Origin of the sequence: Actinobaculum sp. 313, from assembly GCF_003073475.1 — a bacterium.
Classification (GTDB): Bacteria; Actinomycetota; Actinomycetes; order Actinomycetales; family Actinomycetaceae; genus Asp313.
Genome location: NZ_CP029033.1, coordinates 2,186,412 through 2,210,574, shown reverse-complemented (window position 1 = coordinate 2,210,574; position 24,163 = coordinate 2,186,412). Strand labels below are relative to the sequence as shown.

Genomic DNA, 24,163 nt, shown 5'->3' with positions numbered 1-24,163 from the left:
AGCGAATGGTCGCCGCCCCCGAAGAGGAGGTGTCGGCGAATATGCGCAATGTGTAGGAGAAAAAGGGGTGCGCATGCCATCGTCCCTGGTAGGAGAGGCACACCTCGGTCGGTGGCGGGGATGCATGTGGATGACTCACCGTGACGTGATCCGCAAAGCGCTTGAGGAACATGTGAATTGAGTGAAAGTGCGGTATCCTGAGCATGTTGTGGTTCGTAGTTTGAACCCTTCGCTAGCTTCCCGCTCTAATTCTCGCAGGACGGACAGGATGACGCAGCTACCACGCTCGGGGCCACAGTTCTACACGGTGGCTGAAGTTGCCGAGTTGACACGGGTGTCGCGCATGACGGTGTATCGAATGGTTCATTCGGGTGAATTGCCGGCAGTGCGTGTCGGAGGTTCTTATCGCGTCCCGAAGTCTGCAGTCGATGAGCTTCTGACCTCCTTTGAGGTGCCAGAGGAACGCCAAGTGGCTGGTGACTGAGTCGGCCGTTTCCAGCGTGGAGTACTGACGCTGTACCATATTCCTGTTCATACGGGGTGTTAGCCCCATCCAACGTCCGGAGGTAGTCCGTGGGTTCTGTTATCAAGAAGCGTCGCAAGCGCATGTCGAAGAAGAAGCACCGCAAGTTGCTTCGTAAGACTCGTCACCAGCGTCGTAACAAGAAGTGACACGAGGGGCTCGGGTATCCGGGCCCTCGGTTTTTGAGGAACATTCGCGAAGTGTGATGTTTTTGGCATAGTCTTATCGTCACTGGAGACAATGTGGAGAGGAACATCACGATATGGGCGGCTCGATTGACGGCTCAGATCTCCGACTGACACGAGAAGAGCATGAAGCGTGGAGCTCGTATCTGCGAGCCACTGCAGTGATATCCGAAATGCTGAATAGGGAGCTTGTGGACGGGACCGGGCTATCGCTCAACGAGTATCAGGTCTTGGAGCGTCTTTCCGAGGCCTCGGATTATTGCATGCGCATGTCACAGCTGGCGGATGTCATGGTTCATTCCCGTTCCCGCCTCAGTCACACCGTGGCACGCCTAGAACGGTTCGGATTCGTTCGGCGCAAAGTGTGTGAAGAGGACCGTCGGGGCGTGGAGTGCACGCTGACCGATGAGGGATACGCCAAGTTCCTCGACTCTTTTCCTGTACATGACCGATCGGTACGAAGAAGCCTCGTGGATGTTCTGGGTCACGAGAGGATGCTCGACTTGGGCGAGATATGCGCCGATCTGATTTCCTCCCAGCCGCGTGTAATCGGATGGTCTTCATGACTGAGTTAACAGTAGTCCATATGGTTCGTCACGCCGAGGTCGATAATCCGGCCGGTGTGCTCTACGGGAGGCGTGAGGGCTACCATCTCACGTCACTGGGCCGCAACATGGCGGGAGAACTGGCGGGTTACTTCGCTGGGCACGATGTGCGTGCCATTATCTCCTCTCCACTGGAACGAGCGTATGAGACTGCCGAACCTACGGCCAAGCAGCTCGGGTTGCCGATCCTGAGCGATGAGCGGCTCATTGAGGCGGGCAATCGTTTCGAGGGCGTCAATGTGAATAGGAATCGTATGATTCTTGCCCATCCGCGCTACTGGAGTTGGTACCGCAACCCCTTTACGCCCTCGTGGGGCGAACCGTATACCGATATAGTTGACCGATTCTCCGGAGCCATTCGGCATGCGCTCACGCTAGCGGAAGGGGAGAGGCAATCCTCGTTTCGCACCAGTTGCCGATTTGGACGATGCGCAGCTTCGTCGAACGGCGCTCGCTGGCGCACGATCCGCGGCGCCGGGAGTGCGCGCTATGTTCGGTGACGTCGCTGAGCTTTGTGGGACGGCAGCTCATTTCGGTGGGCTATGCAGAGCCAGTGGCGGCACTTCTCTCGCAGGCACGCGATGTGACCCCCGGGGTGTCCGTCGCTGCGACGAATACCGGCGAGAGCCAGCAGGACTGAATAGCGACCGGCGCGCGTGAGACTGAGCGGCTGCAGAAACAATGGGCCGCTACGAAAAAGCTACGACGGCGTACGCACTGTGTGCCAGCGGAGGTGCTATCTGGTGGCTGGAGCGCCGTCGTCGCCGTCCTGTTCCTCTTGTTGACGTTCCCACTCACGGAAACGATTCTCAGCGTCAAGGCGGGCGAGGAATTCCGGATCATCATCGGGCGCTACGGCTTCGCTTGGCTGCGGCTTGCTCGGGCGGGTGAAACCTCCGAAGTAACCATCGCTGTCTGGATGGCGGTAGGGCCAGATAAAGACCAACCAGATAATGTTCCCAATCACCGGTACAAAGATATTGAGGAGCATCCACACCCATTTGGGCAGCCGTCCCGGCATGAGGTCCTTCGGCATGCGGGCGCAATCGATGATCCCGAACACCCAGAGGGCGACAGCGAATATGATCGGCACGATTCTGGCCATGGTTCAAGTCTAATAGAAGCTCATTCGGCTCCGTACATCCCGTCCGTTCGCGATGGGCTAACAGTGAGGACTATCAGGGCGCGTCTCGGGATCGGCTGTGCGGTGCTGAATACGCCTCTGCGCGGGTTGAGCGCGGGCCGCGTGTCGCTGGGGATTGCAGGGCCGCCGTCCGCAGTTGCGCGCTGGTACATGCGTACATGCACTGGCGCCGTGAAAGGTCAACGCAGTTCATGCCAGCAAGAATGCGGCGCATAGGCCGAGTCCGTACGCCAACTCGAGGAAACCGGTGTTTCGCAGAACCGGGATCAGAGCACGGCCCCGTGCGTGACGCATGTGTAAAACGCAGGGTACCGCCAGAGCGCATGCAGGCAGCAGGAACAGAAGGCGCCATCCCAGGTCCGGGAGAAAGCACACCGATGCGAGAAGAGGAACCAGGCTGAGCAATTGGTACGCGAGTCGTGCCCTGGCGTCTCCCAACCGTACCGCGAGAGTTCGTTTGTCGGCCTGAACGTCGGTGGGGATATCCCGGATGTTGTTGCACATCAGTAGGGCACAGGCGATGAGCCCGAGGGTGCAGGCGGCCAACCAGCCCTGCCAGGGAACCTGCAGTGCTTGCGTGTAAATGGTGCCCGCTGTTGCCAGCAAGCCGAAGAAGAGGAAGACGAAGGCTTCCCCCAGGCCGATGTAACCGTAAGGGTGTGTGCCACCCGTGTAGAACCAGGCGGCGCATACCGCTGCCAGCCCGGCCAATAGCAGCCACCAGGTGCCTGCAAGGGCGATCAGAGCCAATCCCGCCAGGCACGCCGCTGCGAAACAGGAGAAGGCAGCGATTTTCACGTTGCGTGGCGCGGTCTTACCACCGCCGGTGAGGCGGGGTGGGCCGGTGCGGATATCGTCGGTGCCACGAATACCATCGGAATAGTCATTGGCGAAGTTTGCACCGACCTGGAAGGCAAGGGCTACGAAGCCGGCAAGTAATGCGCGTACAAGCGAGCCGTGCCCCAGCCAGTAGGCGAGGCCGGTACCGGCGAACACCGGTGCCGCGGCTGCCGGTAATGTACGAAGGCGAGCGCCTTCCAACCAATCGTTGAACGATGCCACAGGCTAAGCCTAGCCGCGGCGTCGGCACATCAGCAGGCCGCGGGCGAGCGCGTCGCCTACTGGCGCGTTGGCGGAAGCTACGGCAGTGGGCTCTGACATTTGTGGAGGTTACGGCAGTCGGTATCTGACAGTCCAGTGGGATTACTCGCAATGTTGTGGTCATATGACGACGGCGCGCGGTGATGCACACGCTGCAAGGGCGGCGGTGGGTCAGTAGTCAATGCCTTTCTCTTCCAGCAACCCGGATAGCGCGCGACGGTCAATTTTGCCCGAGTTCAGGCGGGGGAAATCATCCAGTCCCAGCGTTTCCAGCGAGAAAATGCGCCGCGGAGCATGCTCGCGATTCAGCTTCTGCCGTATGTGCAATTTCGTCTCGTCCTCTACGAGCGCCTTGGTGGTTACGGCGATCACGATTTCTCCCCACTGCGGATCGGGAACTCCGACGACGGCGCATTCCCCGGCGCCCAAGTGTTGCAGCTCGGCTTCAGTGAGCGATGGTGAAATCGTGAACGCCCCGGTGGTAATCGCATTGTCCAGGCGTCCCAGAATCCGTAAGCGGCCATTCTCGTCGAGTTCCCCAGCGTCGTTGGTGACGAAGCGCCCGTGGAAGGGCTCCTCCCCAGCGTAACCGCTTCCCACCACCGATCCGGCGATTGTGATCCGGCCTGCAAGGTCGATCATAATCCGAGTATCACCGATCACTTGGCCGTCGTACACGCACCCTCCGCAGGTTTCGGTCATCCCGTACGTGATGACAACGCGCACGCCGGCGGAACGTGCCTTCCGCAGCGCCTCGGGAGGGCAGGCGGCACCTCCTACGAGGACGGCATGGAAACGCCGCAAAGGAGCGGCCTCGCCCATATTGAGCAGGCGAATGAGTTGGGTGGGGACGAGGGAGAGAAAGGCAGGCTCATCCGCATCGAGGCGGGCGACGGCGGCACGAAGTTCCGCAGGTCGCCCCGAACCGGCGTAAATGGGTTCCTTACCGGCCAGGACGCTGCGGTAGACGGTTTGGAATCCGGCGATGTGGGTGATCGGCAGGCAGGTAACCCAACGGCCAGGACCTCCGATCACTGCGGAGCTTGCGGTAGCAGAGGCACGCAGTTGCGCATCCGTGAGCACGACCAAGCGACCGGTGCCGGTGGTACTACCCGATGTGCGAAGAAGCACCATCGCGTCGCCGGGGAAGGGGAAACCGCCGAGCCGTGCAGGGGCGCTCGCGGCGTCATCCCTTGATGTCGCCGCGTAAATCGGGCCCTTGCCGAAACCGGCGAGTTTGGCTTCAACGGCACGGATACAGGAGTGCAGGCCCGAGGGGCCTTCGGATTCCGCGAGAACAATCATGGCTATGCGTAGTAGGGGAAGTTGGACCAATCGGGGGAGCGATGTTCAAGGAAGGCGTCACGGCCTTCTCGCGCCTCATCTGTCATATAGGCCAGCCGGGTCGCCTCGCCGGCAAACAGTTGCATGCCGGCAATGCCGTCGTCGGCGGCGTTGAAAGCGAATTTGAGCATGCGGATGGCCTGCGGTGACTTGGAAGTGACGGTTGCAGCGTACTCCAGCGCGCGAGTCTCCAGTTGCTCGTGCGGCACTGCTTCGTTGATTGCGCCCCAGCTCTCGGCTTGTGCGGCGTTGTATTCACGGGCGAGCAAAAAGATCTCACGGGCACGCCTATCACCGACTTGCCGTGCCAGTAGCTGCGAGCCGTAGCCGGCATCGAAGGAACCGACGTCGGCATCCACTTGTTTGAAACGCGCATGCTGTGCCGAGGCAAGCGCTAAGTCGCAGACGACTCCGAGGGAATGACCGCCTCCGGTTGCCCACCCGGGAATAGCGGCGATGACGACCTTCGGCATGGAGCGGATCAGCCGTTGCACTTCCAGGATATGTAGCCGCCCGGCGCGTGCAGGGTCGGGTGAGCCGTCCCGGGAGTAGCGGTAGCCGTCCCTCGCCCGCACGCGCTGATCTCCGCCGGAGCAGAATGCCCACCCGCCGTCCTTGGGTGAGGGGCCATTTCCGGTCAGAATAACCGCGCCAACGTCGCCGGTCAGGCGCGCATGATCGAGGGCGCGGTATAACTCGTCGACAGTTTCGGGCCGAAAGGCATTGCGCACTTCCGGCCGGTTGAAGGCAATCCGCACGACGGGCAAGTCGTGGCAGGTTGTAGTACCGGAGTCGGCGTCATGCACCCGCTTGACACCGCGGTGATAGGTGATGTCGCCGGTTGGGAAACCGTCAATTTCACGCCAGCGTTCGGCGTCGAATAGCTCGGAGACCACATGTGGTACGGCGGGTAGGTCGCTCATAACACCCAGTGTAACTATCGGGCCTGATAATCAACTGTTATCAGGCCCGATAGGGATCATTCCTCCGGAGGTGTTCCGTCATCAGAGGCGGCTTCCGCTGCGTCCGGTGCCGCTGTCGGCCGGTGCGGCTGGACGGTATCGGGCGCCTGATTGCCCGGTTCGGCGTGTTCAGGTGCCGCAGGAGAGGCGGGAGGTGCTGGCGGCGCGGGAGGTGCGAAGCTCTGTGGCGCAGCCGATGCGGGCGCACCGTTTTGGCCCGGCGTGGCCATCGTCGGTGGGGTCGGCGAGGTGGGTGACGCGGCATTCACCACTCCCGTGCCGATGGCTGGTCCTCCGGGGTGAACGCCCTGGTTGGTCGGTGGCATCATGCCGTAAGGCGTACCCGGTTGCGGTCCGCCTGCCTGCGGCGCTGCGGCGGGGTAAGTAGCGGGTGGAGTTGACGAACCGAGCGTGGAGAACGCGCGGGAGGCCAGCTCGAGTAGTAATCCGAAGCCGAAGAACCAGAGTATGCTCAGCCAGGACAGCGAGAGGGTAACTCCATACTGGCCAGCCCCGCTGCCATAGCCAAGATCGGGAATGTTGCCCGACAGGCGCAAGGCATCAACGATGATCAGGACTATTCCGAGCACCGTCGATAAGGTTGGGATCGCGAGCCAACCCCACGGCGTGCGTTGGGTGAAGGGATCCCGGGTGCGTCCCCATACGATGGCCGATGCGATAAGCCCAGCCACGACTACGATAATCGCCGTGTAGTGCATGGAGGGAAGGCTTTCGAAGACGGCGTGCGTCTCCTCGATCGACGAACCGCTACCCGTCGAGAAGGTTCCTGGGAAGTTCGTCCTGCCACTCATGTGGGCCAGTCCTCCGAATGAACCGAGCATGGTGTAAACACCGATGTTGTACAGGAAGGGGACCGCAAAAATCACGGCGGTGACCGGAAGCGGAGTGTCGTTGACCAGCAGGAAGGTATTCAATACGCCGGTGGCAAGAGGCGTGAAGAGCAGGAAGGCGAGGCAGATACGCAGCGCATGCAGCGTGGTTCGGCCTTGCCGCCGAGTCTGGAATGCGAAACGGCTGCCGCTGGTCGGCCGCTCTCCAAAGGAGCGGGCGAGGGCTACCGGCAGTGCTCCGAGTAGGAATCCGAGCAGTAGACCCAGTAGAGACGGCGTAATATTTGCAGTTACACCAAGGTCGCTGGTGTCGCCATATGAGCCAAGCGCCGAGTTCAATAGGTCTTCGCCCAGGTCATATGTCTGGCTAGCCAGCGGTCGCAGAACCAAGGTGGTAAGAGAGAGAACCGCACCCGAGATCGCAGCTGGCACCCAGATGGTCAGGGCATTGCGCGGTAGTCGGCGGGATTCAAAGCGATGCGCTGCATATATCATCAACCCAATGAAGACAGTGAGGGTAAGCGCCGGGAACCACACGGTGGTCGAGACGCTCACGGACTCGCCCAGATAGGCTGCTTCAACAACCGACTTATAGGCACCGCACAGTGCGAATGCGGTGGAGTACAAGGCCAGGCGCACGTAGTCCGCCTGGTATTCGGAGGTGAGCCAGCTGCGGGAGAAGGAAGAGCCGGGGCCGTAATCTCCCGCTAGCTCCGCAGCAAGTGAATCGAGTATTCCGGGCAAGGTAAGCGCGCTGAGGAATGCTACGAACCAGGCGACGAAAACCGCAGCTAGCGGCGCCAGGGCTGTAGTCAACCAGCTGATCGACCGCATACGCGCCAGGGTGCGCGGCCCGACCGGGTAGCCGGGACCGGGCGGAGGAGCGACCGGACGGCCATATGGTGGTTGTGGCAACGGGGTGGGACTTGTCATTTGAATCCTCGAATCATGATTGATTTGCGGGTATCAGTCTACCGGAACCGCTGCGCGGTATCACAGGGCCGGAGCGGAAGAGGGCGCCGCATGTGGATCGGTGTCAGGATGTCCAGTGGGCACATCGGGCAGGAGAGAGAAATCGGGGACGGCTTGGCCCTGCCGTTCCTGCTCAAGACGCCGCCGACGGCGCTCCCGGCGTGGTGGCTTTGCCGCCCAGCGTTCGAATCGGGCGGAGCGTGTGAATACTCGCGCCAGGCATTCAATCGCCGCACCGAGGGCAACGAACCACAAAACGCTCAGCCAAGACAGTGTCAGCGTGTACGACAAAGCGCCGGAGGTGGCGTAAGGCCCGACGGGTGCGGTGGAGATCAGCTTGACGGCGTCCGTCAGGATCAGGCACACGCCGAGCACGGTGATCACTGCAGGCAGGATCAACCTGTCGCGTCTTGCGTGCAGGAGTGGTTGGCCTGTGCGTGCCCACACCACCGCGAAACCCACGACGAAGGCAAGAACGACGAGGCTCAGACAATAGTTCATGGGTGAGAAGGTGCTGAGAATCAGGTGCGTGGTATCGCCCGCGGGCGGTGTTACCGGACCGGATCGTGCATATCCGCCCAATGAGCCGAGCATGGTGAACACCCCCATGTTGTACACATAAGGCAATGTTGCACCGAAGGCCGCAGATGGTGTGCTCAAGGGCAGTGTCTCGATGAGTACGCTTGCCAACCCCGTTGCCAGCGGTGTGGCGATGAGGAAGGCGAGACCGATTCGCAGGGCCTGCGCGACCTTCGGTGCCCGTAGTGCGGTAAGCAACTTTTTCAGGTTCCTGCCCGGTGTGCTGACGGTTGTATGTGTGGTACCGGTTGCTCGTGTGGCACGGGTTGTACGTGTGGTACCGGTTGCACGTGCGGTATCTGTGGCGCGCGCCAGGAGAACGGGGATGAATCCCACCACGAACGCGAGGAGCAGGCCGGAGAGAGGGAAGGATACATCTGTGTCGAAGCGATAGACGCGCTCATCTATGCTGAACGTTTTGTTCGTCTGCAAGCGAAGGACCTGGGTAAGTACTGCCAGTGTGATGCCGGAGTAGAGGGCGGGTGCCCGAACCGCGGTCGAATGCCGCGGGTCGCGGATTTCGAGGCGATGGGCGGCAAAAATAACCAATGCCACCACAACAGTGAGCGTCAGGGCGGGCAGCCATGTTCCGGTTGCTACTTCATAACTGTGATAGTCAACATTGTCAATGTAGGTGGTGGTGGTAAAGGCAGCGCACAGTGCCAGCGCCGTCGTGCGGAAGGCCAAGGCGAGAGTATCGGCATCGGGATTGCTGTACCACCACAAGCCGAGTCGACTGCCGGTTTCTTGCACTTCGGCGGGTGCATGTGGCAAGGAGGTGGCACACAGCAGTGCCAGACCTCCCGCTGCGGCAACGGCCACAAGGGGTGCCAGGAAGGTCACGAGCCACAGCACATCTGCGCGCTGCCGGACGGACGCCTGTTCGTGGTGGGTGGTGGTTCGCGCCTGACGCCAGGAGAAAAATGCTGCAAGCAACTCGAAAACGACGCCGAAGGCAAAGAACCAGACCAGGTCGGTCCAGGTCAGACCATTGCGGTAGTAGTGCGCACCGCCGGCGGCATACGGTCCGACGGGACGGTCAGAGGAGAGGCTTTGCGCGGTGATCCTAATGAGTACCACCCCGATAAGTGTGAAAAGAACCGGCGCGCACAACCGGTTCCCCAAGCCCGATTCGGTGCGAGGGTCGCGGGTCCGCCCCACAGTCTAGCGAAATACACCAGGACAGCGATGACGAGGAAAGCGAGTCCGTAGTACAGGGGCGACTGGTCCGCAAAGATTTGCTGTGTTTCGTAAACGGGTCGAAAACTGCGGTATGACCGCACATCTTCCGTCACCGGACCGTGATAGCGCAGCCCTCCGAAAGCGCCGAGCATGGAGAACACACCCGTGGCGTAGAGTGTTGGTATCCGGAAGATCAGTGCTGTGGCAGGTAGCGCAGGGCCGAAGAAAATCTGATTAACAAGATCCAAGAGGGCAGCTCCAAGGCCTGCCACCAATGGTGTCACGATGAAGAACGCGAGGCTCACGCGCGTGGCCTGCGATAGGGCCTGCAAGGTGAGGGAGTGCGTTGAGACAGGGCGCTGTATCCTCTGGAAACGGTCGGCGGCACGCGGACGTTCGGCGAAGGACCAGGCGAGCGCGACGGCGAGAAAGCCCAGGAGGAAGCCGAAGATGATACCCGCCGACGAGGGAGTGATCGTTACGGTGACCGGTTTCCCTTCGGAAAGCGTGCTTGAGTGAGCGGTGCTGAAGCGGATGAGCAGACCCGCGAGTGAGGCGAGGACCAGTCCAGATACTACGCGGGCAGGGCGATATTCGAGGCACCTGTGGGATTGCGTCGGAATTCGCGGCGATGCGCGGCATAAATCACCACTGTCATAACAATGGTGAGTGTCAGCGTTGGCGTCCAGGATGTGCTGGTGTCGTCTCCGGACCTGATTGTCAACCAGCCGCTGAGCGCCATCGCCGTGTAGCGAAGGGCGAGCGTGGAGTAGTGGGCGAGACTCCCACCTTTCCAGGACAAACCGAAGTCCACGAGTTCGTGGCGGATAGTAGAGGGCAGGGTGGGGAGGACCAACATGCACAGGAAGGCAAGGCACCAGGTGATCGCCACAGCGGCAATCGGCGCCAGTATTGTTGTCAACCATGTGCTGCCTGGCACGGGGGCGGCGTAGCGCGCCCTCGCGACACGTTCGGATGTCTTGCGGGCAGTGGTCTGCCCTTTATCAGTGGTCTGCCCTTTATCTGCGGACAGTTCTCCCGCAGCGGCCCGCTCTTTGGCACTGGCTGGCTCTCCTGCAGCGGCTGCATGCTCATCCAACGGATTGGCGCGCTCGCCCCGGGAGGTCACCGGCACTCCTGAGTAGCATCGGTGAGTGCCGTCGGGTTGTGAAGAGGCGGGTGTGCTCATCGTGATCCTTGTGTCTTGGTGATCATCCTGTTACATACGATAAGGGAATCATGCGAATGTACGGGTATTCAAGGCGAAAACAACCTTTCGCTGCCCGCTTGGCTTGGATGCGGCAATATCGAAGTCGGCCTCAACGTGGTTGAATACTCTCCATGGAGCGCCGTGCCACTTTGGAAAAAACGCCCGCCGACGTTGCGGGCATGTTCGACGACGTCGCCTCGCGTTACGACCTGACGAACACGTTGGCATCACTCGGTCAGGTGTACGTCTGGCGGGAGGCCGTGGTCTGCGCCTTGGATGCGCGCGCGGGAATGCGGATCGTGGATATTGCGGCCGGAACCGGTACCTCGGCCGCAGCGTATGCCGCGCGGGGAGCCGACGTGGTTGCCTGCGATTTTTCTGCCGGGATGCTGGAGGAGGGGAAGCGACGTCATCCGGAGCTCAGCTTTGTGGAAGCGGACGCCATGGCGCTACCTTTCGAGACGGCATCCTTTGATGCCGCCACCATCTCCTTTGGCTTGCGGAATGTGAAGGACCCGGATGCCGCCCTGCGGGAAATGCTGCGTGTGACGCGCCCCGGCGGGCGAATTGTCATTGCGGAGTTTTCTCGGCCCACCTGGGCTCCCTTCCGATTGCTTTACAACTTCTACCTCTCCACGGCGATGCCGACGATATCTGCTTTGTTCTCCTCCGATGCTGCGGCATACGAATATTTGGCGGAGTCCATTCTGGCCTGGCCCGATCAGGAGCAGCTTGCGGCGAGGATCCAGCGCGCCGGTGGCCGATCCGTGCAGTATCGCAATTTGTCTGGCGGTATTGTTGCACTGCACCGTGCAACACGGAACTAAGCGGACAGACGTCGGCGCACGGCACGGTGCCCGGGCGCGGTGCGGCAAGACCGTACATTACCACCGGGCAAGGGTGGTATCGGCGTGCGCGTGTTGTGGCACCGTAAAATCGGGCGTGCATGTGGTGGCATCCATATGCCAGCGACGGCGCACGTGGCAGTGGTGGGCACTGCGCGGATGTGATGGGGCGACGGCCGTGGACGATGCCCGCGCACATAGGCCAATTAAGCAAGCAAATCCTTACGAAAAAGCGGTGAACCCGGCTTTAAGTCGGTGTGAGGCGCGGCGTAAACTTCTGGGTGCCTGGGTCGCCGCTCAGGCATGACGCGACATTGGATGGGGGCACATGGAAGAGCGGTGCGATGTCCTCATTGTCGGCGCCGGTCCGGCCGGATCCGCCACGGCGCATTACCTGGCCACGGCGGGCCTCGACGTCGTCGTTCTTGAGAAGGCCACCTTCCCTCGTGACAAGGTCTGCGGTGACGGGTTGACTCCCCGCACGGTCGGAGAACTGGTGCGAATGGGAGTCGATACACGCGGGTGGGCACGCAACCACGGTTTACGCACCTATGGTGGCGGCCACTGTATCGAGGTTCCGTGGCCCGAGGTTGCCTCGCTCCCCTCCTACGGCCTGGCACGTTCTCGGCGGGATCTTGACCACGCATTGATTCGGCATGCGGTGCACAGTGGCGCACTACTCCATGAGAATATGACCGTCACCGCTCCGCTTGTGCACGAGCGTACCGGGAGAATCACCGGAGTCGTCGCGCGGCACGGCGCAAGCCGCGAACTGCATCACTTTCGCGCTCGCTGGGTGGTGGACGCGGGCGGTGTCTCAGCCCGCCTCGCGACGGCGATGGGCCGCCACAAGGATGTGAAACGCCCCATGGGAGTGGCACATCGGGCGTACTTCCGTTCTCCCCGCAGTGTGGACACCATGATGGAATCCCATCTGGAACTGTGGGAGGGCCGCCCGCACGAGTCTGCACTGATGCCCGGGTACGGCTGGATATTCGCGCTGGGGGATGGTGTGGTCAATGTCGGGCTGGGGTCACTCTCATCGAATGCGAAGCCCACCGGCCTCGACTACCGAAAGATGTTTGAGGTGTGGATGCGCAACGTCCCCGAAGAGTGGGAACTCGCTGCGGATAATCGAATGGCTCCGCTACGCGGTGCGGCATTGCCCATGGCGTTCAACCGCAAGCCCCATTACCGCGATGGCCTCCTTCTTGTCGGCGACGCCGGTGGCATGGTGTCGCCTTTCAACGGGGAAGGCATCGCCTATGCACTACAGTCGGGACGGCTCGCCGCCGATGCGATTGTGCAGGCCCACTCGCGCCCAACCGTCATTGCGCAAGAACGCGCGTTGGAGCAGTACCCCGCCCAGCTCTCCGCCGAGTTGGGAGGCTATTACTCGCTCGGGCGCGTTTTTGCTGCCCTGATCGAGCGTCCGCAGATCATGCATCTATGTGTGACCTACGGTCTACCGCGGCCGACGCTGATGCGCCTGGTAATGAAACTCCTCTCGGATTGTTATGACCGGCAGGGAGGGGACTGGATGGACCGGCTGATCGCAACTTTTGCAAAGGCAGTACCAAAAGCATGAATTGTGTCAAGATGGAGACAACGGCAACTTTAGGTCCAACGTCCCACGATGGTACGCGTAACGACGAGAGAAAGCAGGTGAAGGCACGGTGAACGCATACGTTCCCCTGTTGGTTATGGCCGCTGCGGCAGGTGTGCTTGCAATCGGCGGCCTCGTGCTCAGCGCGATCCTCAGCCCGAGCAGATTCAACCGGATCAAGCTCGAGAACTACGAATGTGGCATTGAACCGACGCCGAACGCCGGTGGTGCAGGGCGCTTCCCGGTCAAGTACTACCTGACGGCGATGACCTTCATCATCTTCGATATCGAGGTGGTCTTCCTTTACCCGTGGGCGGTGTCTTTCGAGGCTCTTGGCGCATTCGGAATGGTCGCCATGCTCCTCTTCGTATTTCTGATCACCGTGCCCTTCATCTACGAGTGGCGCCGTGGCGGTCTTGAGTGGGACTGAGGAGGAAAGAATGGCACACGAAAAAGACGGCTCCCAAGGAGTATTCCTCACCACCGTGGAGTCGGTGGTCAACTGGTCTATCACCAGTTCGCAGTGGCCGGTGACCATGGGCCTGGCATGTTGTGCTATCGAGATGATGGCGTTTGGAACCCCGCGTTTCGACGCCTCCCGTTTCGGTATGGAGGTGTTCCGCGCCTCTCCGCGGCAGTCCGACCTCATGATTGTCTCCGGCCGAGTCAGCCAGAAAATGGCGCCCGTGGTGCGCGATGTTTATGACAAGATGGCGGATCCGAAGTGGGTCATTTCCATGGGGGCGTGCGCCACGTCCGGCGGAGTCTTCAATAACTACGCGGTGGTGCAGGGCTGCGACCACATCGTGCCGGTTGACATTTACCTGCCCGGCTGCCCGCCCCGCCCGGAAATGCTGATCTATGCGGTGCTCGAACTGCGTAAACAGGTCAAAGCCCAGCATCACATTACGAAGAAGGGGCGTCTGGCCGCGGCGCGAGCCGCCGAGGAGGCCGCACTGGCCGCCACCCCGTTGCTTGATATGAAAGGGCTGCTCGCGTGAGTGAGAATGAAGAAGGCGCTGTAATCCAGCCCGGTGACGCAGCCCCGCTTGGCGGGCATACCACACCGGAACTCCTGCGTACCGTCCAAGGGATGTGGGGCGTACACGGCTCGGGTGATACATCCGGCTTCACCGGCCTGCGCCACACGGAGATCATGGCCCGCCCGGCATCGCGCCCCTACGGCGGCTGGTTCGACGAAGTCGTGGACATCATTGTCGAGCTGCTGCAGGCCGACGACGTCGTCGTGGACGAGGCCATCGATAAAGTCGTGGTGGAAAACGGTCAACTCGTGATCTTCGTGACTCGCGATCACCTGGAACGGGTGATGCGTTACCTGCGTGATGATCAGGATCTACGCTTCGAGCTATGCATCGGGGTGAGCGGGGTGCACTACCCGGATGATAAAGGCCGCGAACTGCACGCCTACTATCCGATGTTCTCCATCACCCACAATCGCTTCATCGCCATCGAAACCACATGCCCGGAGGAGGATCCCCACCTGCCGTCAATCGTTGCACTGTATCCGGGCAACGATTGGCATGAGCGGGAGGCGTGGGATCTGATGGGCATTATCTTCGATAACCACCCGGGTCTGACTCGTACCGCTATGCCGGATGACTGGGTGGGGCACCCCCAGCGCAAGGACTACCCACTGGGAGGTATTCCGGTGGAGTACAAGGGCGCTGTTATTCCGCCACCGGACACTCGGAGGAGCTACAACTGATGACTGCACCGAATTTCCATGCCACGGCGGGCGTAACCGAGGAAGAGTTGGAGGGCCTGCCGAGCTTCATGGCCAGTGGTGGGGACTGGTCCGACATCGCCTCCGAAGCGGAGCAGATGGCGGAGGAGCGCATTGTGGTCAACCTTGGACCCGTGCATCCCTCAACGCATGGCGTGCTGCGGTTGCTCCTGGAGATGGATGGCGAGTACGTGCGCGAGATCCGCGGTGCAACGGGTTTCCTGCACACTGGCATCGAGAAGAACATGGAGTTCCGCAACTGGACTCAGGGTGTAGCTTTCGTCACCCGTATGGATTACGTCGCCCCCTTCTTCCAAGAGGTCGGATACTGCATCGGGGTGGAGCGTCTGCTCGGTATCGAGCAGGACGTGCCGCCGCGCGCGAATATGATCCGCGTGCTCCTGATGGAACTCAACCGCATCGCATCGCATCTGGTGGCCATTGGTTCGGCACTCAACGAGCTGGGCGCCACCACCATGATGACCATTGGTTTCCGTACGCGCGAAGACGTGTTACGCATTTTTGAGCGTATCACCGGGCTGCGTATGAATCACGAGTTCATTCGACCGGGCGGCGTCCTCGAGGATATTCCGGAGGGAACAACAGACTACATCCGCGAACTGCTTCCGGATATTCGCAAGGGCGTCACCGAGATGTTGGACATCGTCGGCGAGAACCCGATCTTCAAGGCCCGCTTCCAAAATGTTGGAGTGCTCTCCCTTTCCGCACTGATGGCACTGGGCCAGACCGGACCGGGACTGAAAGCGGCGGGTCTGCCGTGGGATGTGCGAAAGTCCCAACCCTACTGCGGCTATGAGCAGTACGAGTTCGATATTCCCACCTATAACCAGTCCGATGCCTATAACCGGGCGATGGTGCGTTTTGATGAGTGCTACCAGTCGTTGCGGATCATCTACCAGGTACTTGATCGCCTTGACGCCTGTGAGGGCGAACCGGTGATGGTGGCCGACAAGAAGATCGCCTGGCCGGCGCAGCTCTCCATCGGAACCGATGGGCAGGGCACTGCACCGGAGCATGTACGCGAAATCATGGGCGAGTCTATGGAGCAGCTCATCCATCACTTCAAACTCATCACGGAAGGTTTCCGCGTTCCCGCCGGTCAGTCTTTCACCATGGTGGAACATGCGAAGGGCGTGTGGGGATGCCACCTGGTTTCTCATGGGGGAACCCGCCCCTATCGGGTGCATGTGGACGACCCCGGTTTCCACAATCTGCAGGGTCTATCCATGATGGCAGAAGGCGGTCTACTCGCCGATGCCATCGTGTGCCTGGCCTCTATCGATCCCGTTATGGGAGGTGTTGACCGCTGATGTCTGAGAATTTCGCACCGGAAGTCGAAGCGAGACTGCGGGTGGACGCGCAGGAGATCATCGCGCGTTACCCCCACCCGCGTTCGGCAATCCAGCCCATGCTGCACCTCATCCAGTCGGAGGATGGTTTCGTCTCTCCACGCGGCATCGCGTTGGTCGCCGAGATCCTTTCGCTCACTCGGGCGGAGGTTTCGGCGGTGGCAACCTTCTACAGTCAGTATCGGCGTCATCCCAACGGTGAATACCATGTGGGGGTATGCACGAATGCGCTGTGTGCAGTGATGGGCGGTGACGACATTTGGAACGCCCTGACCGAGAAACTCGGGGTTGGTTCCGATGAGACCACCGACGACGGCAAGATCACGCTCGAGGCGCTCGAATGCAACGCGGGCTGCGATTACGCCCCGGTTGTCATGATCAACTGGGAGTACTTCGATAATCAGACCCCCGCGTCAGCTTTGCAGCTGGTGGATGATCTGCAGGCCGGGAAGGATGTGCATCCGACGCGTGGCGCCGAGAAGGTCCACACCTTCAAAGAGACGGAACGCGTGCTCGCGGGTTTTGAGGATGGTCACGTCAATGAGGGCCCCGGGGCCGGACCGGCAACCCTGGCCGGATTGCGGCAGGCCCGCCAGAACAATTGGACATCCCCGCAAGCTACCACTTCGAATGGAGGGGAGACCAAGTGAGCGAGCAAGAGCAAGCGGCCGCGTTTTCCGCTCCCGGCGTGCTCGCGCCGGTCATTTCGAATACCTGGGACCAAGAACGTTCCTGGACCCTGGAAACCTACCGGGCGAACGGAGGTTACGAGGGTCTGCAGAAGGCGTGGGGATACGGCGAAGGCGAGATCGTTGAATTGATCAAGGATTCCGGCCTTGCCGGGCGCGGCGGTGCTGGATTCCCCACCGGGCTCAAGTGGTCCTTCCTTCCGCCGCCGGATGGGGGGCCGCGTTACCTGGTGGTCAACGCCGACGAGTCGGAGCCGGGAACCTGTAAAGATGTGCCGGCGCTGATGGCGAATCCACATGCGCTGATCGAAGGCATGGCGATTTGCCTGCTCGCAGTGGGAGGCCACCACGGCTTCGTTTACCTGCGCGGCGAGGTCGTTCATGTGTACCGGCGCCTGCTGGCCGCAGCGCGAGAGGCACGCGAAGCGGGCCTTATCGGCAAGGGGCTGGGACCGAACGGGGACTACGACATCGAGATAACCGTGCACGCCGGGGCCGGGGCCTACATTTGTGGAGAAGAGACCGCGCTACTCTCCTCGTTGGAGGGATACCGCGGGCAGCCGCGCCTGAAGCCGCCATTCCCCGCGGCGGAGGGACTGTACGCGCGCCCCACCGTTATCAATAATGTGGAAACCATCTCCTCCGTTCCTGGCATCCTGCGCCATGGCAAGGACTGGTTCCAAGCCATGGGCACCGACACGGCGAAGGGGCACGGTTTCTTCTCCCTGTCCGGGCATGTACGCCATCCGGGTCAATACGAGGCTCCGATCGGGATCACCGGGCGGCAGTTGCTGGAGTTGGCAGGGGGTATCCGGGAAGGGCACGAACTTAAGTTCTGGGCCGTCGGGGGATCATCAGCCCCCCTGTTCACCCCCGAGGAGTTGGATGTTCCTTTGGACTACAACCAGGTGCGAGCAGCCGGGTCAATGCTGGCCACCCGCGCCCTGATGATGTTCGACGACACCGTCTCCGTGGTACGCGTTGTCTCCCGGTGGACGGACTTTTACCAGCACGAGTCGTGTGGAAAATGCACGCCCTGCCGGGAGGGCACGTACTGGATGCGGCAGATCATGCATCGCTTGGAGGCGGGCCAGGGGCAACCAGGCGACGTCGACCTGCTCTACGAAATCGCCGGCAATATCTCCGGCCGCTCGTTCTGCGCGCTCGGCGATGCCGCCGCGGTTCCGATTCGTTCGGGAATCGAACGGTTCCGGGAGGAGTTCGAGGCCGGTTATACAACGCCGGCGTGGGAACTGTTCCCGTATGAGAAGACGACCGCATACAGCGAGGTGGGAGTCCAATGACGAGTAACGAGACGGTAGAGCTTGTCAGCATCAAGGTTGACGGCCACGAGGTCTCCGTGCCGAAGGGGACGATGATCATCCGCGCCGCCGAGAAGGCCGGTGTGCGCATTCCGCGCTTTTGCGATCATCCTCTTCTCAAGCCGGTGGGCGTGTGTCGGCAATGCTTGGTGGAAGTGGCCCGGCCGGGCCGCGATGGCACCATCGCGAAAGGACCGAAGCCGGTGCCGTCCTGCGCGGAGGCCGTCAGCCCCGGCATGGAGGTGTACACCCAAGTCACTTCTGACGTTGCGCAGAAGGCGCAGCGCGGAATCATGGAGTTCCTGCTGATCAACCATCCGCTGGACTGCCCGATCTGCGATAAGGGCGGCGAGTGTCCGTTGCAGAACCAAGCGATAAGCGATGGACGCTCAACCTCACGCTTCATCGACGTGAAGCGGACATTCCCCAAACCGGTGCAACTCTCCTCCCAGATACTGCTCGACCGTGACCGCTGCATTCTCTGCCAGCGTTGTACCCGTTTCCAGGATGAAATCGTCGGTGACCGTTTCATCGCCTTGCAGGGGCGAGGCGGCGGAACACCCGGCTACGAGATTCACTCCCTCAACGCCTCCCAGATCGGCCGCTTTGATGCCCGCGTTCTGCATTTCTCAGAATCGGCGGGCAGCCAGCCGAAGACAACTCCGGCTGAGTATGCGGGGCCGTTCGGTTCACCCGGGCTGGCAAGCGGTTTTGCGAGCGGTCCGGTGGGCGACGCCGAGCTCGACCAGTCCGGACGGCCCTTCGCCTCATACTTCTCCGGCAATATCATCCAGATTTGCCCGGTTGGCGCGCTGACCAGTGCCGCGTATCGCTTCCGCTCCCGGCCCTTCGACCTGGTCTCGGTGCCCGGAGTAACCGAACACGACGCTTCCGGTTCCGCCCTGCGCATCGACTATCGACGCGGTGAGGTGCTGCGGCGGCAGGCGGGCGAGGACCCGGCGGTGAACGAGGAGTGGATCACCGATAAGGACCGCTTCGCCTTCCGGTGGCAGAACGGTACGGACAGACTCCGGCATCCGCTGGTGCGCGACGACGGCGCACAGGTGGCTACGTCGTGGCCCGATGCGCTCGATGTGGCCGCGCGCGGCTTGCAGAAGGCCGCGGAAAAGGGGGTAGGTGTACTGGTCGGTGGGCGTCTGACCATGGAAGACGCCTACGCGTACTCCAAGTTCGCCCGCACGGTCCTGAAGACGAACGATATCGACTTCCGCACCCGCCCGGCCCGCTGTGAAGAGGATGCTTTCCTCGGATCCGCCGTCGCCGGTAGCGGTCTCGGAGTGACATACGCCGCGCTGGAACGGGGCGGTCATGTTCTGACGGTGGCACTGGAAGCCGAAGAGGAATGTGGGGCGATCTTCCTGCGGTTGCGTAAGGGCGTGCGGGCCGGTACGGTTGCCGTCTCTGTTCTGGCGCCCTACGCCAGCGCCGGAACCCGGAAGATGGATGCCCGATTGATCCCGGTTGTCCCCGGAGCGGAGGCAGCCGTTCTTGACGATCTGGCAGTCGGCGATGCTACATTCGACGCCCTGTGTGACGACGGCATCATCTTGGTGGGAGAGCGTGCGGCGGAATCTGCCGGCGCACTAAGCGCCGTACTGCGCCTGGCCGAGCGTACGGGAGCCCGCGTGGCGTGGGTGCCGCGCCGCGCCGGTGATCGCGGAGCCCTGGATATGGGCGCGCACCCCTGCCTACTGCCCGGTGGACGCCCGGTGGGTGATTCGGCTGCCCGGATTGATACCGCCGCAGTATGGGGAGTATCAAGCCTGCCGGAAGATGCCGGGCGTGGAACCGACGAGATCCTCGCCTCCGCGGCAGCGGGCGAATTGGGAGGGCTGATCCTGGCCGGTGTTGAACTGGGCGACCTGCCCGGAGACGCCGCAGCCGCGCTGGCGGCGGTCGATTTCGTCGTCTCCTTGGAGGTGCGCTCCGGAGCGGTTACGGCCGCAGCCGACGTCGTCCTTCCCGTGGCACCACCCAGTGAGAAAGGTGGTTCTTTCGTTAACTGGGAGGGTCGGATCCGGCCCTTCGGGCAGGTACTGACATCGGTACAACTTCCTGATCGCGTGGTGCTGCATAACCTCGCCGCCGAAATGGGAACGGACCTGGGCCTGGCAACCCTGCAGGATGTTGTACGCGAGATCCAAGAATTCTCCGCCTGGGATGGGGTGCGGATGGCAGCGCCGACGGTCGCCGCCGCCGAGGTTGCCGAAGCGACAGTCGGGCACGCCGTACTTGCCAGCTGGAACCTCATGCTCGGAGCCGGAACATTGCAGGCCTTTGAGCCGCATCTGGCGGCAACTGCGCGCACGCCCGTGGCGCTACTATCCGCCGCCACAGCGGATGCGGTCGGTGTGCATAACGGTGCCGCTCTCACAATCAGCGGTCCGGACGGATCAATCACTCTTAACACCGGTATCGCGGAGATGCCCGACGGCGTCGTGTGGGCTCCACAGAATTCTGTGGGCTGCCAGATTGCGTCGCTAGGTGTGCGTGCCGGAGAAGAGGTCGCTCTCAGCGCGGCCACTGTGGAGGTGACAAAATGAGCTCGTCGGTTATTGCGGCTGCTCAAACGGCGGACTTCACCCAGGACACGTGGTGGATCTGGGCCATTAAGGCAGTCTTCATTCTGGTCTACCTCATCCTCTCCGTTATCTTGGCGCTGTGGGTGGAACGGCGCGGCCTGGGGAGAATGCAGACGCGCTTGGGGCCGAATCGAGTCGGACCGCTGGGGCTGGGTCAGGCATTCGCCGATGCGTTGAAGCTGATCATCAAAGAGGACATGTGGCTCAAGGGCGCCGACAAGATCGTCTACTTCGTCGCGCCGGTTATCTCCGCCGCCTGTGCCTTCAGCATCATGGCCGTTATCCCGATGGGGCCACAGATCTCGCTGTTCGGGCACTCCACACCCTTGCAATTGGCCGATTCGCCGGTGGCGCTGCTGCTGATTCTCGGTATTGCTGCACTCGGCGAGTACGGGCTCGTGCTGGGTGGATGGTCTGCCCGCTCCACCTTGCCGCTGTACGGCGCGGTACGCTCCGCAACGCAGATGATCTCCTACGAGTTGGCCTTGAGCCTCTCACTGGTCACCGTGTTCCTCACGGCCTCGACAATGTCTACCTCGGGAATCGTGGATGCCCAAGCCGGAATTTGGAACTGCATTCCGCTCTTCCCGGCCTTCTGCATATACATCATCTCGATGTTCGGCGAGACCAACCGCCTGCCGCTGGATCTGCCCGAGGCAGAGGGAGAGTTGGTGGCCGGCCCGCACACCGAGTACTCCTCGATGAAATTCGCGTGGTACTACCTGTCCGAGTACGTGAATATGTTCAACGTCTCGATGATTGCCACAACCTGCTTCTTCGGGGGATGGCGTGCCGGGCCGATTATGACGTGGCTCTACTCGCTGTGGGGTGGGGATCCGAATGTGGGTTGGATCCCGATGCTGTGGTTCTTCCTGAAGACCTGGCTATTCATGTTCTTCATGATCTGGACCCGCGCCACCCTGCTGCGTATGCGTTATGACCACTTCATGAAGCTGGGATGGAAAGTTCTCATTCCAGTTTCACTGATCTGGCTCGTCTGCGTCGTCGTGATCCGCGGCGTCACGTCCTTCAGCACCTTTACCCGCAATCAGCTCTACATTGGAATCGCGGTCGTCTTCCTTATCGCCATGGCGATTATCTGGTTGGTGGGTGATAAAGAGGAGCCGACGGGTGAGAGCGGTGCTGGTGAATCCACGCCTGCACTGCTCGACGGCGAGAGCGACGAGGCGCAGGCTGCAGCCGACTTCGTTCGTCCCGAGGATGAATTCGATGCCATGGCCGGTGGCTTCCCCGTCCCACCGTTGCCCGGACAATCCCTGCCCCCGTCCCCGCGCGCCAAGCGCCGCGAGGCCACCTTAAGTACCCAGGAGGCCGATCATGACTGAGAACACTTCGGCGTCGTCGCCCGATCCAAACCTGTGGGAACGTCCCCGGAAAGGCCCCGTCGGCGAGTTTTTTGCACCGGTTGCCGGATATGGGGTGACGATCAGTTCCATGTTCCACCCGGTGGCCACCGAACAGTACCCGGAGGAGCCGGTACCGGTGCATCCCCGCTACCACGGTCGGCATCATCTCAACCGTTACCCGGACGGGCTGGAGAAATGCATCGGCTGCGAGCTCTGCGCCTGGGCCTGCCCGGCGGATGCGATTTTTGTGGAGGCAGCACCCAACGATCCACAAGCGCAGTACTCGCCGGGAGAACGATATGGACGGGTCTATCAAATCAACTACCAGCGGTGCATTTTCTGCGGTTATTGCATACAGGCCTGTCCCACTCGCGCACTGACGATGTCGAATGAGTTCGAGATGGCCGGACCGACTCGCGAGGGGCTAATTTACGAGAAGCAGGACATACTGGTACCGCCCGAGGAGGGCATGCTTGCTCCGCCGCACCCGATGCCGACCGGTGCCACGCATTTGCAGTATTACCACGGTGAAGTTACGGGGCCGACACAGAGTCAGATCGACTGGGTACGCGAGCATCGCCCCGACGACCCCACTTTAGCGACCGCCCGCCCGGTTTTCGAAGAGGGCCCGGTTCCGGATGCATCTGCGGCTCGAGGAGTGCCACCGGTAGCTCAGCCTACGGCGCCGAAACCGTCAGTGGAGGAGAACGCGCAATGATCATAGAACCTTTGCAGATCTCTACCGGGGAGGCCGTATTATTCTTCATCCTCGCGGCGGTTATGGTAACCCTCGCGGTATACGGCCTGCTGTTCACGCGCCGTGCGGTCTACTCCGTTGTATGCGTTATCGGCATTATGGTCGGCTTCGCCATCCTGTACACGATGCTGGAGGCGCCCTTCATGGGTGTCGTACAGATCGCGGTGTACACGGGCGCCATTCTGATGATGCTGCTGTTCGTCCTCATGATGATTGGTGTGGATCCATCGGACTCCACCCATGAGACCAAACGGGTACAGCGCCCCCTGGCCGCGCTGGGTGGACTCGGTTTCATCATCGTCGCGGCGGGTGCGGTGCTGGGCGCCGCCACACCTGAAGCGGTTGGAATGAAAATGGCCAACGCCGCGACCAACCCGAAGGCGATCGCACAGGAGATCTTCAGTTCGCATGTGCTGACCATGGAGCTGACCGGCGCGCTGCTGATCGTAGCGGCGCTGGGAGCCATGACGCTTACACACCGGCAGGTGCACAAGCGGATGACGCAGCCCGAACTGGCCGAGGCGAAGATGGAGGCCTATGCCACCAGCGGACGGCATATCGGTCAAAAGCCACCCACCGGTGTGTACGCGGAGTCGAATTCAGCGGCCAATCCGGCTCTCACGGTCGGCGGCAAGGTCGCGGAGGGCTCCATGCAGCGCGTGTTGCGCATACGCGGCCAGGAACGCACGGTCGAGGAGATCTCCCTGGTGACGGCGGCCCGCGCCGCACGCAACGAACTGACCGGGCCGGGCAGCTCGGCGGCGGTGCGCAACGGCGGACTGCCCGGCATGCCCGGAGAGGCTGCGCCGGTGTATCCGGCGCAAGAACCAGACACACGCGATGTCCTGGAAGACGGCGAGCTGAAGAGTGAATTGGAGTCCGGTGAGGAGGAATCCAAGTGAACCTGATGTACTACGTGGTGCTGGCGATCATACTCTTCGCCATCGGTGGGGCGGCCGTGCTCACTCGCCGCAACGCCATTATCGCGCTGCTGGGAGTGGAGATCATGCTCAACTCCTGCAACCTTGCGCTGGTGGCCTTCTCACGTATGTGGGGAGATATTCAGGGGCAGGTCTTCGCCTTCTTCGTCATGGTTGTCGCCGCTTCCGAAGTAGTGGTGGGCCTGGCAATCATCGTCGCTATTTTCCGAACCCACAGGTCCGCTTCGCTTGACGGTGCGAACCAGCTCAAGCACTGACGGG

At 61.5% G+C, this 24,163-nt stretch carries 26 protein-coding genes; 19 read left to right on the top strand and 7 right to left on the bottom strand.

Features of this window, described 5'->3' with window-relative positions:
• The first annotated feature begins 268 nt into the window (after nt 1-268).
• The 5 genes from DDD63_RS09575 to DDD63_RS13405 all read left to right on the top strand — a co-directional run bounded on the left by DDD63_RS09575 (nt 269) and on the right by DDD63_RS13405 (nt 1,953).
• Nucleotides 269-484 carry a helix-turn-helix domain-containing protein gene (locus DDD63_RS09575; RefSeq protein WP_108716176.1) on the top strand — a complete coding sequence of 72 codons (216 nt, stop codon included), beginning with the start codon at nt 269-271 and terminating at the stop codon, nt 482-484.
• Between the two features lie 89 nt (nt 485-573).
• Nucleotides 574-672, top strand: coding sequence for an AURKAIP1/COX24 domain-containing protein (locus DDD63_RS09570; protein ID WP_005504750.1), 99 nt, complete (start codon nt 574-576; stop codon nt 670-672).
• A 113-nt stretch (nt 673-785) separates the two neighbouring features.
• Nucleotides 786-1,274, top strand: coding sequence for a MarR family transcriptional regulator (locus tag DDD63_RS09565; protein WP_108716175.1), 489 nt, complete (start codon nt 786-788; stop codon nt 1,272-1,274).
• On the top strand, nt 1,271-1,813 hold the full coding sequence (locus DDD63_RS09560) for a histidine phosphatase family protein (RefSeq protein ID WP_346426212.1): 543 nt from the start codon (nt 1,271-1,273) through the stop codon (nt 1,811-1,813). Before DDD63_RS09565 ends, DDD63_RS09560 begins: the two co-directional genes overlap by 4 nt.
• Nucleotides 1,810-1,953, top strand: a complete 144-nt coding sequence (locus DDD63_RS13405; protein ID WP_346426211.1) for a hypothetical protein — start codon at nt 1,810-1,812, stop codon at nt 1,951-1,953. The genes DDD63_RS09560 and DDD63_RS13405 overlap by 4 nt, the downstream gene beginning before the upstream one ends.
• Nucleotides 1,954-2,049: 96 nt before the next feature.
• On the opposite strand, the gene DDD63_RS09555 is transcribed toward DDD63_RS13405, so the two are convergent.
• The 6 genes from DDD63_RS09555 to DDD63_RS09530 all read right to left on the bottom strand — a co-directional run bounded on the left by DDD63_RS09555 (nt 2,050) and on the right by DDD63_RS09530 (nt 9,346).
• Complete coding sequence (locus DDD63_RS09555; RefSeq protein WP_108716174.1) at nt 2,050-2,418, bottom strand: PLD nuclease N-terminal domain-containing protein; 369 nt, start codon at nt 2,416-2,418, stop codon at nt 2,050-2,052.
• A 228-nt stretch (nt 2,419-2,646) separates the two neighbouring features.
• On the bottom strand, nt 2,647-3,519 hold the full coding sequence (locus tag DDD63_RS09550; RefSeq protein ID WP_108716173.1) for a 1,4-dihydroxy-2-naphthoate polyprenyltransferase: 873 nt from the start codon (nt 3,517-3,519) through the stop codon (nt 2,647-2,649).
• Between the two features lie 210 nt (nt 3,520-3,729).
• Nucleotides 3,730-4,863, bottom strand: coding sequence for an AMP-binding protein (locus DDD63_RS09545; RefSeq protein WP_108716172.1), 1,134 nt, complete (start codon nt 4,861-4,863; stop codon nt 3,730-3,732).
• A gap of 2 nt (nt 4,864-4,865) precedes the next feature.
• Nucleotides 4,866-5,825, bottom strand: coding sequence for a 1,4-dihydroxy-2-naphthoyl-CoA synthase (locus tag DDD63_RS09540; RefSeq protein WP_108716171.1), 960 nt, complete (start codon nt 5,823-5,825; stop codon nt 4,866-4,868).
• A 56-nt stretch (nt 5,826-5,881) separates the two neighbouring features.
• Nucleotides 5,882-7,648 carry a hypothetical protein gene (locus tag DDD63_RS09535; RefSeq protein WP_125482497.1) on the bottom strand — a complete coding sequence of 589 codons (1,767 nt, stop codon included), beginning with the start codon at nt 7,646-7,648 and terminating at the stop codon, nt 5,882-5,884.
• Nucleotides 7,649-7,708: 60 nt separating this feature from the next.
• Nucleotides 7,709-9,346 carry a hypothetical protein gene (locus tag DDD63_RS09530; protein WP_125482496.1) on the bottom strand — a complete coding sequence of 546 codons (1,638 nt, stop codon included), beginning with the start codon at nt 9,344-9,346 and terminating at the stop codon, nt 7,709-7,711.
• 387 nt (nt 9,347-9,733) lie between these two features.
• Between DDD63_RS09530 and DDD63_RS09525 the strand changes: the two genes are divergently transcribed.
• On the top strand, nt 9,734-9,967 hold the full coding sequence (locus DDD63_RS09525; protein WP_108716168.1) for a hypothetical protein: 234 nt from the start codon (nt 9,734-9,736) through the stop codon (nt 9,965-9,967).
• A gap of 55 nt (nt 9,968-10,022) precedes the next feature.
• Here DDD63_RS09525 and DDD63_RS09520 read toward each other — a convergent pair whose 3' ends face one another.
• Entirely contained in the window at nt 10,023-10,637 is a 615-nt protein-coding gene (locus DDD63_RS09520; RefSeq protein ID WP_125482495.1) for a hypothetical protein, read from the bottom strand.
• 152 nt (nt 10,638-10,789) lie between these two features.
• Between DDD63_RS09520 and DDD63_RS09515 the strand changes: the two genes are divergently transcribed.
• The 13 genes from DDD63_RS09515 to nuoK all read left to right on the top strand — a co-directional run bounded on the left by DDD63_RS09515 (nt 10,790) and on the right by nuoK (nt 24,159).
• Entirely contained in the window at nt 10,790-11,485 is a 696-nt protein-coding gene (locus tag DDD63_RS09515; RefSeq protein WP_108716166.1) for a demethylmenaquinone methyltransferase, read from the top strand.
• Nucleotides 11,486-11,831: 346 nt separating this feature from the next.
• Nucleotides 11,832-13,091: a geranylgeranyl reductase family protein gene (locus DDD63_RS09510; RefSeq protein ID WP_108716165.1), complete on the top strand. Its 1,260-nt coding sequence runs from the start codon at nt 11,832-11,834 to the stop codon at nt 13,089-13,091.
• An 88-nt stretch (nt 13,092-13,179) separates the two neighbouring features.
• Nucleotides 13,180-13,539, top strand: coding sequence for an NADH-quinone oxidoreductase subunit A (locus DDD63_RS09505; protein ID WP_108716164.1), 360 nt, complete (start codon nt 13,180-13,182; stop codon nt 13,537-13,539).
• A gap of 10 nt (nt 13,540-13,549) precedes the next feature.
• A complete protein-coding gene (locus tag DDD63_RS09500) occupies nt 13,550-14,110 on the top strand; it encodes an NADH-quinone oxidoreductase subunit B (protein ID WP_108716163.1) in 561 nt (186 codons plus the stop codon).
• A 74-nt stretch (nt 14,111-14,184) separates the two neighbouring features.
• Nucleotides 14,185-14,835, top strand: coding sequence for an NADH-quinone oxidoreductase subunit C (locus tag DDD63_RS09495; protein ID WP_240611488.1), 651 nt, complete (start codon nt 14,185-14,187; stop codon nt 14,833-14,835).
• On the top strand, nt 14,835-16,184 hold the full coding sequence (locus DDD63_RS09490; protein ID WP_108716162.1) for an NADH-quinone oxidoreductase subunit D: 1,350 nt from the start codon (nt 14,835-14,837) through the stop codon (nt 16,182-16,184). The genes DDD63_RS09495 and DDD63_RS09490 overlap by 1 nt, the downstream gene beginning before the upstream one ends.
• Nucleotides 16,184-16,873, top strand: coding sequence for an NADH-quinone oxidoreductase subunit NuoE (nuoE, locus tag DDD63_RS09485; protein ID WP_108716161.1), 690 nt, complete (start codon nt 16,184-16,186; stop codon nt 16,871-16,873). Before DDD63_RS09490 ends, nuoE begins: the two co-directional genes overlap by 1 nt.
• Nucleotides 16,870-18,216, top strand: a complete 1,347-nt coding sequence (nuoF, locus tag DDD63_RS09480) for an NADH-quinone oxidoreductase subunit NuoF (protein ID WP_108716160.1) — start codon at nt 16,870-16,872, stop codon at nt 18,214-18,216. Before nuoE ends, nuoF begins: the two co-directional genes overlap by 4 nt.
• Complete coding sequence (locus tag DDD63_RS09475) at nt 18,213-20,798, top strand: NADH-quinone oxidoreductase subunit G (protein WP_108716159.1); 2,586 nt, start codon at nt 18,213-18,215, stop codon at nt 20,796-20,798. The genes nuoF and DDD63_RS09475 overlap by 4 nt, the downstream gene beginning before the upstream one ends.
• Nucleotides 20,795-22,183 (top strand): NADH-quinone oxidoreductase subunit NuoH, encoded by a 1,389-nt coding sequence (gene nuoH / locus DDD63_RS09470; protein WP_108716158.1) that lies wholly within the window; start codon nt 20,795-20,797, stop codon nt 22,181-22,183. The genes DDD63_RS09475 and nuoH overlap by 4 nt, the downstream gene beginning before the upstream one ends.
• Entirely contained in the window at nt 22,176-22,922 is a 747-nt protein-coding gene (gene nuoI / locus DDD63_RS09465) for an NADH-quinone oxidoreductase subunit NuoI (protein ID WP_108716157.1), read from the top strand. The genes nuoH and nuoI overlap by 8 nt, the downstream gene beginning before the upstream one ends.
• A complete protein-coding gene (locus DDD63_RS09460) occupies nt 22,919-23,863 on the top strand; it encodes an NADH-quinone oxidoreductase subunit J (RefSeq protein ID WP_108716156.1) in 945 nt (314 codons plus the stop codon). Before nuoI ends, DDD63_RS09460 begins: the two co-directional genes overlap by 4 nt.
• Nucleotides 23,860-24,159 carry an NADH-quinone oxidoreductase subunit NuoK gene (gene nuoK / locus DDD63_RS09455; protein ID WP_108716155.1) on the top strand — a complete coding sequence of 100 codons (300 nt, stop codon included), beginning with the start codon at nt 23,860-23,862 and terminating at the stop codon, nt 24,157-24,159. The genes DDD63_RS09460 and nuoK overlap by 4 nt, the downstream gene beginning before the upstream one ends.
• The last annotated feature ends 4 nt before the right edge of the window (nt 24,160-24,163 follow it).